Below are 12,880 nucleotides of genomic sequence, written 5' to 3' on the forward strand. Positions count from 1 at the left end.
CGCACGCCAGCCAGAGGGCCTCTTCCCAGCTATCCGTTGCTCTCCAGGCTGAGAATGCCGTAGTCGTACCCGCGGCGCCGGTAGACGACGCTGGGCCGGCCGCTCTCCTTGTCATGGAACAGGTAGAAATCGTGGCCGACGAGCTCCATCTGGAAGAGGGCGTCGTCGACGGTCATCGGGTCGGCGGAGTGTTCCTTCTCCCGCACGATGCGCCAGGGCTGGCTGTCGTCGTGTTCCATCAGGTCGGTCGCCAGGTGCGAGTCCCCGTTGGCCTGCGTCAGGCTCGGCAGGTCGGTGGGTAGCCCGGCGGTTGCGGCGGCGACGGACACCGGCGCGTGTCGTCCACGGTGCACGCGGCGGCGGTCGGCCGCACGGCGCAGGCGGCCGTCAAGCTTGTTGATCGCGACGTCAAGCGCCGCATAGAAGTCCTTGGCGGTGGCCTCCGCGCGGATCACCGGTCCGCGGGTCACCACGGTGATCTCCACGCGCTGGCAGTTGTCGGACTGCCGGGGATTGCGTTCGTGGAAGAGCTCCACGTCGACTCTGATCAGCTTCTGGTCGTAGCGTTCGACCTTTGCCAGCTTGTCGGCGACATGTTCCCGATAGTGATCGGGAACCTCTACGTTGCGGCCCTTGACGACAATGTCCACTCGTGACCTCCCCCAACGTTTCGTTCATGCGGGCGCCCGGACGACGGGGTGTCGGGGGCGCCGTACTACAACGTGGTGTGCTGATTTCGGCGACGCCCGGATCGCGGAGCGAACCACGCATCAGGCCGAATCGGCGACGGGGACACTCCTTTCCGGTGCGGCGGGCCGGACCCTGAGACAGGGAACGCCGGTTTCGCGCCGGTGGCGGGTAAGTGCGGACGCTTACCCTCGTCACTAGACGCTAACCTGCCGACGCCCGCTCGTCACCCCTCGTTCGGGGAACGGACGCAAGGACTTTCGGCCCTGGCGGTGCCCCGTCGGCGGCCCGCGCCCCGGTCGGCGCCCGGCCGCCGCGCAGCCTGGTCGCCGCGAGCACCGCAGCACCCGTGACCTGCATGTCCGCCTCCCGGAGACGACTTGTGACCGCTGCCAACGTGGCCCCGGTGGTGACGATGTCGTCAACCACTATCAGGGTGCCTCTCATCGTCGATCGGCGTCGCAAAACGCGGATCGAAGTACCCTTGATTCGCAGGGAACTCTCAGCCGCGGCGGCCCGGGCCGCTACATGCAGTGACGCGGAGTCCGGCCGGGGTAACGCGCGCAGCGGACGGCCGACACCAGCCTCCCAGCCCGCCGCGCGCAGGCGTCGCACGGCCTGTGTGGCGAGCCGCGCCATGTGATCGCCGTGCCGCTCGCGCGCCGCGCTCGCGGTCGACGGCACCGGCAGCAGCCACACGGGCACGCCCCGCGGCGCGGCCCGGGCGACCGCGACGGCCAGCAGCGCGCCCAGCGGCCCGGCGAGCCGGTGCCGGCCCCGCTCCTTGTACGCCAGCAGCACGCCCCGCAGCGCGCCCTCGTACGCGCCGACGGCCGTGCAGGCGGGCATCCCGGGCGGCGGGGGTACCGGGGCCGTCGGAAAGGGCGTCAGGGCCTCCAGCGCGGCCGCGCAGCCGGCACACACCCCGAGGCGCAGCGGCACCCGTTCGGCGCCGCAGCCGGCGCAGGCGCCCGGCAGGATCAGGTCGGCGAGGTCGGCGCCGAGACCGGACGACCACGACGGGACCACGCGCCACGCTCAGCGCAGGAAGAACGGCGAGGTGGGTGCCACACCGGACGGCGGATTCGCCACCGGCTCGGCGAGATCACCGACGATGATCCGGATCGGCCCGTACTGCACGTCGAAGGCGGCGCCGTTGGCCACGTAGGCCACGTTGTCCGAGCTGTCCTTGCCCGCGGTCGGGCCGACCGGGTAGGCCGCCAGGTAGCTGACGTTCGCGGTGCCGATGTCGTCGAGCCGGGCCGAGACCTGCGTGCCGTCGAGCGTCACCTCGAAGATCGCCACCCGGTTGCGGTCCGCGCGGGCGCCGGCGACGGTCAGCCAGGTCTCGCTGCTCCAGTCGAGCGCGGTCACCTGGCGCAGCGGCGACGTCAGGATGTGCCGCGACTGGCGCACCTGCACGCCGTCGCCGTTGGTCGCCAGCGAGGCGATGAAGACCCGGCCGCCGGCCGCCAGCGCGATCCGGCGCCCGTCCGGCGCGACCGCGACGGCGGTGATGCCCGAGGACGCGCCCGGCACGGCCACCGCGGCGACCGGCGAGCCGTCCGAGGCGAAGCTGTAGAGCCGCCCGCCGACGGTGATCAGTCCGACCGCGGGGATGTGCGGGTCCTCCGAGGTGATCGCCCAGACCGGCTGGCCGGTGCTGCCGCCGGGCAGGCTGACCCGGGCCGGCTCGGCCTGCTCGCCGGCCGGCGCCGCGGCGACGCGCAGCTCCTGCCGAGCGCCCGCGTCGACCACGAGGGCGGCGAACCGGCGGTCGCCCGCGGCGGCCAGGGCCGCGGCCCGGATGTTGCGGTTGGCCTCCGGGCGCAGCACCGGCACGGGTTCGGTGGGGTTCGCGAAGCGCGACATCCGGCGCACCTGGCCGTTGTAGATCAGGAAGCGCTCCGGCCGCGACGCCAGCGAGTACGCCAGGTTGCTGGTGAGGTACTCGTTGCCCTCGTAGCTGTGCTGGTCCTGGCTGCCGACCCGCAGCTTGAGCGTGCGGGGCAGGTTGGGCCGCAGCGACCACATGAGCTGGCGCCGGAGCCGGTCCAGCGCGTCCGGATCGTCGGCGGGCTGCACCGACTGGCCGCTGAGGTTGATCTGCAGCGTGTCGTCGCTGACCGCGGGCACGTTGCCGTCCAGCGCGGTGCCCTCCGGCAGCTCCACGACGGTGCCCTCCAGCAACTGCGACGGGCCCTCGATCAGCCACTTGAGGATCTCGTTGGGCGCCTGCTCCGACGGCAGGTCCTTGGACAGGTACCGCAGGTCGGGCACCAGGCCGGTCTGCTCGAGATTCCAGAAGTAGAGGTTGCGGCGCTCATAGAAGGCGTTGAGCGCGCTGTCGCTGATCAGCAGCACCGAGGGCGCGTTCGTCACGAACAGCCCGTTCTTGCCGCTGATGTATCCGACGGTGAGCTTGTATTCGATCGTCCGGCCGTCCGAGACCGGGTCGAGGGTGCCGTTGTGACCCAGCGAGCCGATGGTCTGCGCGCGCAGGGTCACCGCGTCGCTGCCCGGGTTGACCAGCGGGTCCTCGACCAGGTGCACCACCCGGATGTCGGGCAGCGGCGCCCTGAGCTTGGCGGCGGCCGACGGCGAGAGGAAATCCTTGACCCGCTCCATCGCGCCGCTCGGATCCCCCGCGGCGGCCTCGAGGTAGTACTGGACGAAGGTCTTCGGCTCAAGGGTGCTCTCCCGGCCGTGCCGGGTCGGCGCGACGTCGTCGCCGGCGGACGTGCCGGTCGACGGGCCCGGGCCGATGCGCCGCACGTCCGTGCCGTCCGGGATGCCGCAGCCACCGAGCAGGAGCGCGGCAAGCAGCGGCGCGACCAGCAGGGCACGCAGGCGGGTGCTCATCGGGCCACCCCCGCCGGCTCGCCGGCGACGTCGTCGTCCGGTGCGGGCGCGGCCTCGATCGCCGCGGGCCGCGCGTCGACGGCGCGGTCGCGAGGTATCAGCGGCAGCGGCGCCGCGACCAGGCGGTCGCCCGAGCGCACGGGCACGGTCAGCCGGAACTGCGCGCCGCCGCCCGGCTCGCCCCACGCCTCCAGCCAGCCGCCGTGCAGCCGGGCGTCCTCGACCGCGATGGACAGGCCCAGCCCGGTGCCGCCGGTCTGCCGGGCGCGGGACGGGTCGGCGCGCCAGAACCGGTTGAACACCAGCCGCTCCTCACCCTGCTTGAGCCCGACGCCGTGATCCCGGACGGTGACCGCGACGGCGGCCTCGTCGGTCGCCAGGGTGACCTCGACCGGCCGGCCCTCGCCGTGCTCGACGGCGTTGCCGACCAGGTTGCGCAGCACCCGCTCGATCCGGCGGGGGTCGACCTCGGCGATGACCGGCGTCTCCGGCAGCCGCAGGTCGATGGTCACCCCGACCCGCTCGCCGAGCCCGGCCAGGCGCTCCGCGACCCGCTCGACGATCGGCACCAGGTCGGTGTATTCCGCGTCGAGCGCGGCGAAGCCCGCGTCGAAGCGGCTGATCTCCAGCAGGTCGGTCAGCAGGCTCTCGAAGCGGTCCAGCTCGGCCTGCAACAGCTCGGCGCTGCGCGCCACCGCCGGGTCGAAGTCCTCGCGCTCGGAGAAGAGCAGGTCGGCCGCCATCCGCACGGTGGTCAGCGGGGTGCGCAGCTCGTGCGACACGTCGGAGGTGAAGCGCCGCTGGAGCCGGGACATCTCCTCCAGGCGCACGATCTGGCGCTGTAGGTTGGCCGCCATCTGGTTGAACGAGGCCGCCAGCAGCGCCAGGTCGTCCTCGCCGTCGACCTTCATGCGCTGGTCGAGCAGGCCGGCCGAGAGCCGCTGCGCCGTGCGCGCGGCGACACGCACCGGCGTCACCACCATGCGGGTGACCAGGCCCGCGACGACCCCGAGCAGGATGACCAGGGCCATGCCGGTGACCAGCACGGTGGTCCTGATCTCGTTGGCCGCCTGGTCCTCGGTGGTGAGCGGCACGAGGTAGTAGAGCTCGACGTGGCCGAAGCTGGTCGGCACCGGCGACCCGTAGACCAGGTACTTGGTCCGCACGCCGCCGATGGTCGCGGTCCGGATCTGCTGGGCGACCTGCCCGTCGGCGACCGCGTGCACCATCTCCGGGGTGATCAAGGAGGTGGTGTCGACCTTCACCGAGGTGACCGGCTTGAGCTCGGGGAAGTTGTCGGCACGCAGCGAGACGATCGCCCCGCCGCTCTGCGCCGAGTCGCCGTCGGCGAGCCGGTTCACCGTGTCGATGATCGTCGCCGGCAGCGTCCGGTCGAACACCTGCCGGTGCACCGTGAGCTGCTGGTACGCATATTCGACCTTGCCCAGCATCTGGGCGTGCACCTCGTCCTCGGCGCGATCCAGCAGGATCTGCGTGCTCCGGTTCGCGATGAACCACCCGAAGGCCCCGACCAGCAGGCTGGACGCGACGAGCGTCAGGGTGACGACCCGCAGGTGCAGCGAGCGGCGCCAGGCCCGCCGGGCGGGCGCGGCGACCCGCCGGCCCCGGCGCACGCCGACGCGCCACTCCCGCCGCACCGTGCGAAGGGTGCGGCGGACGGGCATCGGGAGCCAGGCGGGAGCATGCATATCGGGGGCAAGGTTAGCCCCTCCGGGGCACTATCCGGTTCCCGCCTTGTAGCCGACCCCGCGCACCGTGAGGATGATCTCCGGCCGCTCCGGGTCCGGTTCGATCTTCGCGCGCAGCCGCTGGACGTGCACGTTCACCAGCCGGGTGTCCGCCGCGTGCCGGTAGCCCCAGACCTGTTCGAGCAGCACCTCACGGGTGAAGACCTGGCGCGGCTTACGAGCGAGCGCGACCAGCAGGTCGAACTCGAGCGGCGTCAGCTTCACCTCCTCGCCGTCGCGCGCGACGGTGTGCGCCGGCACGTCGATGGTGATCTGGTTGCCGGGCGGCCCGATGGTGAGCAGCTCGGGCGCGGCGTCCTCGCCCCGGCGCAGCCGGGCGCGCATCCGCGCGACAAGCTCCTTGGGCTTGAAGGGCTTGACCACGTAGTCGTCGGCGCCGGACTCCAGCCCGAGCACGACGTCGACCGTGTCGCTCTTGGCCGTCAACATGACGATCGGAATGCCCGACTCGGTCCGGATGGCCCGGGCCACGTCGATGCCGCTCATGCCGGGCAGCATCAGATCCAGCAGAACGATGTCGGGCCGGTTCTCCCGGAACGCGGCGAGGGCGCGCTCCCCGTCGGCGACGAAGGACGGCAGGAAACCTTCGCTGCGCAGGACGATGCCGAGCATCTCGGCCAGCGCTGGGTCGTCATCGACGACGAGTACCCGGGCTCTCATGCGATCCAATATTGCACTGTCCCCTTTCGGCCCGTGTGACCGCCCGGCGATCATCTGGCGGCGGCGCTGCTGATCATGGACCGGCGAACGGTAAAAAGCCAGGCTAGAGGGCGCGGGCGACGACAGAGCCGGAGACACGCGTTCAACCTCCCGGAACCACCGATGGCGAGCGGCCCGGTCCCGCCACGCGGATCGATCGCGGCAATGGTCCATTTTTCTGAGGCCATCGACATCCCGAGACTTCGACCTCGACGCCAAGGATGCCCGCTCCCTGGTCAGCTCGGCGAGCCGGACGCAGCCACGGCGAGGGCCGCTCTGCCACGCGGATGGTTGCGGCATTGGTCCGGTTTGCCGGGGCATCGACTTGCCGGGGCCTCGGACCGCGACGCGAAAGACGCCCGCTTCCTGATCAGCTCCCGGCGAGCCGAGCGCGGCCACCGCGAGGGCCGGCCTGCCACGCGGATCGGCCGCAGCAATGGTCCGATTTGCCGGGTTCTGGACTTGCCGGGCCGCGACCGCGACACCAAAGGCGCCCGCCCTGGTCAAATCGGCGAGCCGAGCGCGGTCCTGAGTGGAGATGACGCAGGAGCGCGGTCCGCATCCGATCAGGTCCGCGATCCGAATGGTCATGTGCGGCGAACCGACCACCCCGGCGAAACGCAGGCCGCGAGACGGCGCCGGCCTGTCGTACATCAGACCGCCACCCAGGTACGGGCAACGTGGTCAACAAACGCAGAATCGGGGCCGACCAGCACACCGGACCGGTAGGCGTGGCGTCACGCCAAGGGGACCGACCGCCGGGCGGAGATCGCCCATACAGCGAACGGGGCGGCGGGTCAAAGACCCGTCGCCCCGTTCATCCCCCCGGTTTGGTACCGCGCGCGCCCGTGGGACCCCCCGATCACCAATGACGCTGCGTGTTTATAGATTCACACTCCGCACATAACCCTGTCAAGCAAATCCAGAAATTTCCTGTTTTGTACCCCTTCGCAAACGACGGGGCGCCGAAGCGCAGGGGCGCCCGGGCGCACGAAGGGCGGGGCGAGACGCGGCGCGGCGCGAGACGAGGGGCGAGACGCGGCGCGGAGCGAGACGAGGGGCGAGACGCGGCGCGGCGCGAGACGAGGGGCGAGACGCGGCGCGGAGCGAGACGAGGGGCGAGACGCAGCGCGGAGCGAGACGAGGGGCGAGACGCAGCGCGGAGCGAGACGAGGCGCGGATCGGGGCGAGGCGCGGATCGGGGCGAGGCGCGGATCGGGGCGAGGCGCGGATCGGGGCGAGGCGCGGGGCGCGGGGCGCGGAACGGGGCGAGGCGCGGATCGGGGCGAGGCGCGGGGCGCGGGGCGCGGAACGGGGCGAGGCGCGGGGCGCGGGGCGCGGAACGGGGCGAGGCGCGGGGCGAGACGCAGCGCGGAGCGAGGCGAGACGCGGGACGCGGCGCGGCGCGGGACGAGACGCGGCGCGGAGCGAGACGAGGCGCGGCGCGTGGCGCAGAGCGGGGCGAGGCCCCGAACGAGGCGAGGCGCGGAACGGGGCGAGGCACGGATCTGGGCGAGGCGCGGGGTGCGGGGCGCGGGGCGAGGCAAGACGCGGGGCGAACCGCGAGCCGGAGCGTGAGACGAGGCAAAGCTCGGGGCGCGGAGCGGGGCAAGGCGCGGGGCGGGCCGCGAGCTGGCACGCGGGGGCGCGAAGCGGGGCAGGCGCGGGGGTGCGGAACGGGGCAAGGCGCGGAGAGAGGGGCGCGTGGAGAGGTGAGGCGGGAGGTGGGGCCGGGTGGGCGGGGTGGCGTGGCGCGCAAAGGGGCGGGGTAGGCGCGTCGGGAAGGCGGGGTGGGTCGGAGGGGTGGGGAAGGTGGTTGGGTTAGGTGGCTGGGCAGGCGACGAAGATCTCGCCTACGCCGGCCACTGTGGCGGGGCCGGTTTGGGCCGGGACGTAGGCCGCGGTTCCTGGCACGACCTCCGCCGGCGTCCCGTCGATCGCCTCCGCCACGAACACGTCGCCTCGGGTGCCCAGGACGATGCGGGGGCCCGTGCCCGGTAGGCGTAGTGGCGGTGTCGTCGGGGTCAGGGTCATCCGGTAGAGGGCGAACTCACGCACCGGTACCTGCCAGGTCCGCACGCCCGGCGCCACCTCCGTGGCCGGGAGGATCGGGTCGTCGAGGACCTCGAAGCGCAGGACCCGCAGCAACTCCTCCACGTCCACCCGCTTAGGGGTCAGACCGCCGCGCAACACGTTGTCGCTGGCCGCCATGATCTCGATGCCGGTGCCGCGCAGGTACGCGTGCAGGTTGCCCGCCGGCATCCAGATCGCCTCGCCGGGCGCCAGCCGGACGTGGTTGAGCAGGAGCGCCACCAGCACACCCGGATCGCCCGGGTAGTGGCCGGCCAGGTCGATCGCCAGCTCGTGGCCCCGCGTGGCGGGTACCGCGGACCTCGCCGCCGCGACGACCTCGTCGATCAGGGCCGGGCGGTCGGCGGCCGGCCAGGTCAGCAGGGCGCGTACCGCGTCGCGGAGGCCGGCCGGGCCGGCGCGCAGTGCCGCGACCACCGGTGCCAGGCGCGGGATGTTCAGGTCGGCGAGCAGCGCCGCCGACACGTCCGGCGCACGGAAACCGCAGAGCGCGTCGAACGGCGTGAGCGCGACGAGCATCTCCGGCTTGTGGTGGGCGTCCGTGTAGTTGCGGGGGGCCTCCGGGTCCGCCTCCTGCGCGGCGTACGCCCGCTTCGCGTAGTCCGCGTCCGGGTGTGCCTGTAGCGACAGCGGCGCCGCGGCGGCCAGGACCTTCATCAGGTACGGCAGGCGTGCGCCGAACTCGTCGACGACGTCCGCGCCGAGCTGGCCCTTCGGGTCGTCCTCGATCAGCGTGGCCAGGCTGACCGGGCCGTCGGGGCCGGTGACGGTCGACGGGTCGCCCGGGTGGGCGCCCAGCCACAGCTCCGCCTCCGGGGTCTCGCTCGGCGACGGCCGGCCCTGTAGCTCGGCGATCGACGTGCGCGAGCCCCAGGCGTACGGCCGGACGACGCCGCGAAGTGGGAAGACAGCGGCCACAGCAGCCCCGTTCCTGAGAGTTACGCCGTCGCGGGTTCCGCGGCGGATTCCGACGACGACGCCGCCGCTTCCGGGTGGTAGATGTCCGGCTCGAGGTAGATCACCCGGGCGACCGGCATCGCCTCGCGGATCCGGGCCTCGCACTCGTCGATGTGCTGTGCCACCTCGGCCGCGTTCTCCGTCGGCGGCACCGCGATCTTCGCGGCGACCAGCAGCTCGTCGGGGCCCAGGTAGAGCGTCTTCATGTGGATGATGCGCTCGACGCCGGAGCCGGCCAGCACGGCCTGCTCGATCCTCGTGACGTCCTCGGGGTTGGCGCCCTCGCCGAGCAGCAGGCTCTTGGTCTCGATCGCCAGGACGATCGCGATGGCCACCAGCAGGAAGCCGATGCCCGCGGTGCCGATGCCGTCCCAGAGGCCGTCGCCGGTGATCAGGGTCAGCGTCACGCCGAAGAGGGCGAAGACCAGGCCGAGCAGCGCGCCGGCGTCCTCGAGCAGCACGACCGGCAGCTCGGGTGCCTTGGCGCGGCGGACGAAGGAGACCCACGAGGCCTTGCCGCGGATCAGGTTCGACTCCTGGATCGCCGTACGGAACGAGAAGCTCTCCAGGCCGATGGCGATGAGCAGCACCGTAATCGGCACCCACTGCCAGCTCTCGATGCCGTGGCGATCGTGCAGCTTGTGGTACGCCTCGTAGAGCGCGAACAGGCCACCGACGCTGAACAGCACGATCGAGACGATGAACGCGTAGACGTAACGCTCACGGCCGTACCCGAAGGGGTGTTGCGGGGTGGCCTTGCGGGTCGACCGCTTGCCGCCGAGCAGCAGCAGCGCCTGGTTGCCGGAGTCGGCGACCGAGTGGATGGCCTCGGCGAGCATCGAGGAGGAGCCGGTCAGCGCCCACGCGATGAACTTGGTGGCCGCGATGCCCAGGTTGGCGCCGAGTGCCGCGACGATCGCCTTGGTGCCGCCTCCGGCACTCACTGGAGGCCCTCGGGCATCGGGTTGCTCAGCTCCTTCATCTCGTTGATCGCCGGGACCGCCATCGGGTCGAGGCCGTGCGCCAGCGCCAGGTAGATCGAGGCGAAGTCGGGCACCGCCACCAGCGACGCCAGCCGCTCCAGGGCCGAACCGCCCTCGGCGGTGACCACGTCGCAGCGCACGCCCCGGCGTTCCGCGAGGGTCTGCACCGCGTCGGCGCGGCGTTCCTCGACGGCCACCGGCTCGTCGGCCTCCTCCTCCGGGTTGAGGCCGCCGTCGCGCAGCACCACCAGGCGCAGGCGGGTCGCCAGCTCGGCGTCGGCGTCCGGGTCGGCGAAGATGTCGTGCGCCGACTCGGCCAGGCCGCCGAACGGCCCGTCGAGCAGGCCGACCCGGCCCCGGCCGGCCTCGCCGAGCGCGCCGGCCATCACCGGGTAGCGGGCGTTGGCGGCCAGCGTGTCGGCGAAGCGGCGGGCGGCGACCGTGGCGAGCGGCGACGAGCCCCAGACGATCGGGATCGAGCCGGCCAGGCCGAGGGCCAGGGACTTCGCCGGGTTCACGAAGGACTCGGCGCTGACCCGGCAGCGCTCGGCGTCCGCGTCGAGGCGGGCGGCCGTCTCCGCGAGGTCGGCCTCGTTGACCTTGACCAGGCCGAGGCTGCGGGCCGCCAGCAGGACCGGAACGGCCAGGCCCCAGAGGCTGGCCCGGGCCGGTGCGCGGCGCGGCACCGGGATGAACGGCGCCCGGGCACGCTCGGCCATGGCCTGCAACTCGGAGTCGGGGTTGCCGATCGCCACGAGCCGCGCGCCGCGGCGGGCGGCGGCGTCCGCGGCGGCCAGCGCCTCGGGGCTGCGGCCGCTGGCGGAGACGGCGATGACCACGTCGGCCGCGCCGACCCAGCCGGGCACGCCGGCGCTGCGGTGCCCGATGATCGGGACCGGGCAGCGCGGGCCCGCGACGGTGGCGAGGATGCCGCCGGTCAGGCCGGCGGTGCCGATGCCGGCGACGACGACCGCGCGCGGCCGGCCCTCGTCGGCCAGCGCGCTCAGGTTGGCCTCGGCGGCCAGCGCCGCCGACTCCCGGACCTGGGCGCCCGCGGACGCGGTGGCCCGCAGCATGCCGCCCGGGTCGTTCTCGGCCATCGCCTTCTCGTCCTCGAGCAGCGCCTCGTCCGCCACCCGGCGGCCGGTGAGGCCGGCTGTCCCCTCGAACGGGCCCGCCATCAAGAGGCCTTTCCGGGTGTCGTCGCCTCGTCCAGCAGCAGCACCGGGATGTCGTCGCGCACCTCGAAGACGCGACCGCACTCCGTGCAGGTCAGCGTCTGTGCGCCGGCGTCGTAGTCGAGCGGCGCGTGGTGTGTGTCCGGGCAGGCCAGAATCTCCAGCAACTGCGGGTCGAGGGCCACCGAACGGCTCCTTAAAGGCATACGCGGACAGGGTCGTGGATCCAGATGATCCTAACCGCGAACGATGGAGAGCACCTCGTCGCGGAGTGCCGCCATGCGGTCCGGCTTGGCCGCCTCGACGTTGAGACGCAGCAGCGGCTCGGTGTTCGACGCGCGCAGGTTGAACCAGGAGCCGTCGGCGAGCTCCGCGGTCATGCCGTCCAGGTTGTCGAATGTGGCGTCCGGGAACGCGGCACGCACCTCGGCCACCTTCGCGGCCGCGTCGGCGACCTTGGAGTTGATCTCGCCGGACGCGGAGTAGCGCTCGAACTCCGCCGCGAACGCCGACAGCGGCTGCTCCTGCTCGCCGAGCGCCGCCAGGACGTGCAGCGCGGCGAGCATGCCGGTGTCGGCGAACCAGAAGTCGCGGAAGTAGTAGTGGGCCGAGTGCTCGCCGCCGAAGACGGCGTTCGTCCGGGCCATCTCGGCCTTGATGAACGAGTGGCCGACCCGGCTGCGCACGGGCACGCCGCCGTTCTCCTTGATGATCTCTGGAACCGCGGCGGAGGTGATCAGGTTGTGGATGATCGTGCTGCCGGGGAACTTGGCCAGCTCCCGCTTCGCCACCAGCGCGGTGACCGCCGACGGCGAGACCGGGTCGCCCTTCTCGTCGACGACGAAGCAGCGGTCGGCGTCGCCGTCGAACGCGAGACCCAGGTCGGCGCCGTGCCGGCGGACCGCGGCCTGCAGGTCGACCAGGTTGGCCGGGTCGAGCGGGTTGGCCTCGTGGTTCGGGAACGAGCCGTCGAGCTCGAAGTAGAGCGGCACGATCTCCAGCGGCAGCGCCGGCAGCACCTGGTCGCCGAGCACGGCCGGAACGGTGTGGCCGCCCATCCCGTTGCCGGCGTCGACCACGACCTTGAGCGGGCGGATGCCCGAGAGGTCGACAAGCGAGCGCAGGTGCCCGGCGTAGTCGGCCAGCAGGTCGCGGTGCTCGATGGCCGACGGCACCTCGCCCACCGCGTCGAGGTCGTCGAGCAGCTCCTCGGCGCGCTGGCGGACGATGACCAGGCCGCTGTCCTGGCCGACCGGCCGGGCGCCCGCGCGGCACAGCTTGATGCCGTTGTACTGCGCCGGGTTGTGACTGGCGGTGAACATCGCGCCGGGCAGCCCCAGCACGCCCGAGGCGTAGTAGAGCTGGTCGGTCGAGCCGAGCCCGATGTGCACGACGACCGAGCCGGCCGAGTTGGCGCCGGCGGCGAACGCGGCGACCAGCGCGGGACCGGTCTCGCGCATGTCGTGGGCGATCACGATCCGTTCGGCCTCGTCGCCGGACTCCCGGAGCATCTCCACGAAGGCCGTACCCAGCGCGCGGGCCACCGTCTCGTTGAGCTGCTCCGGCACGACGCCACGGACGTCGTACGCCTTGACCAGCTGGGACAGATCAGTCAACGCTCACTCCTCGGCACGGCAATTCAGACTCGCCGAGC

The 12,880-nt window shown here is 72.7% G+C and carries 10 protein-coding genes; all 10 read right to left on the reverse strand.

Translation table 11 applies throughout. From position 1 onward, the window contains the following. Window positions 1-29: 29 nt before the first annotated feature. Window positions 30-650, reverse strand: coding sequence for a ribosome hibernation-promoting factor, HPF/YfiA family (gene hpf, locus BJ971_RS34305; protein ID WP_184997451.1), 621 nt, complete (start codon window positions 648-650; stop codon window positions 30-32). A gap of 241 nt (window positions 651-891) precedes the next feature. Beyond that, window positions 892-1,716 carry a ComF family protein gene (locus BJ971_RS34310; protein ID WP_184997452.1) on the reverse strand — a complete coding sequence of 275 codons (825 nt, stop codon included), beginning with the start codon at window positions 1,714-1,716 and terminating at the stop codon, window positions 892-894. A 9-nt stretch (window positions 1,717-1,725) separates the two neighbouring features. Beyond that, a complete protein-coding gene (locus tag BJ971_RS34315) occupies window positions 1,726-3,549 on the reverse strand; it encodes an LpqB family beta-propeller domain-containing protein (protein ID WP_184997453.1) in 1,824 nt (607 codons plus the stop codon). Beyond that, the gene (mtrB, locus tag BJ971_RS34320; RefSeq protein ID WP_184999258.1) at window positions 3,546-5,234 is read right to left on the reverse strand and encodes an MtrAB system histidine kinase MtrB; all 1,689 of its coding nucleotides are present in this window, start codon (window positions 5,232-5,234) and stop codon (window positions 3,546-3,548) included. The genes BJ971_RS34315 and mtrB overlap by 4 nt, the downstream gene beginning before the upstream one ends. A gap of 54 nt (window positions 5,235-5,288) precedes the next feature. Further along, window positions 5,289-5,978, reverse strand: coding sequence for an MtrAB system response regulator MtrA (mtrA, locus tag BJ971_RS34325; protein WP_184997454.1), 690 nt, complete (start codon window positions 5,976-5,978; stop codon window positions 5,289-5,291). A gap of 1,860 nt (window positions 5,979-7,838) precedes the next feature. After that, the gene (gene manA, locus BJ971_RS34330; RefSeq protein ID WP_184997455.1) at window positions 7,839-9,026 is read right to left on the reverse strand and encodes a mannose-6-phosphate isomerase, class I; all 1,188 of its coding nucleotides are present in this window, start codon (window positions 9,024-9,026) and stop codon (window positions 7,839-7,841) included. 20 nt (window positions 9,027-9,046) lie between these two features. Beyond that, window positions 9,047-10,009 (reverse strand): cation diffusion facilitator family transporter, encoded by a 963-nt coding sequence (locus BJ971_RS34335; protein WP_184997456.1) that lies wholly within the window; start codon window positions 10,007-10,009, stop codon window positions 9,047-9,049. After that, the gene (locus BJ971_RS34340; protein ID WP_184997457.1) at window positions 10,006-11,229 is read right to left on the reverse strand and encodes an SIS domain-containing protein; all 1,224 of its coding nucleotides are present in this window, start codon (window positions 11,227-11,229) and stop codon (window positions 10,006-10,008) included. Before BJ971_RS34340 ends, BJ971_RS34335 begins: the two co-directional genes overlap by 4 nt. Continuing rightward, complete coding sequence (locus tag BJ971_RS34345; RefSeq protein ID WP_023358964.1) at window positions 11,229-11,411, reverse strand: Trm112 family protein; 183 nt, start codon at window positions 11,409-11,411, stop codon at window positions 11,229-11,231. Before BJ971_RS34345 ends, BJ971_RS34340 begins: the two co-directional genes overlap by 1 nt. A 51-nt stretch (window positions 11,412-11,462) precedes the next feature. Further along, entirely contained in the window at window positions 11,463-12,842 is a 1,380-nt protein-coding gene (locus tag BJ971_RS34350; RefSeq protein ID WP_184997458.1) for a phosphomannomutase/phosphoglucomutase, read from the reverse strand. Window positions 12,843-12,880: the final 38 nt, after the last annotated feature.

The organism is Amorphoplanes digitatis, from assembly GCF_014205335.1.
In the GTDB taxonomy this organism is placed as follows: Bacteria; Actinomycetota; Actinomycetes; order Mycobacteriales; family Micromonosporaceae; genus Actinoplanes; species Actinoplanes digitatus.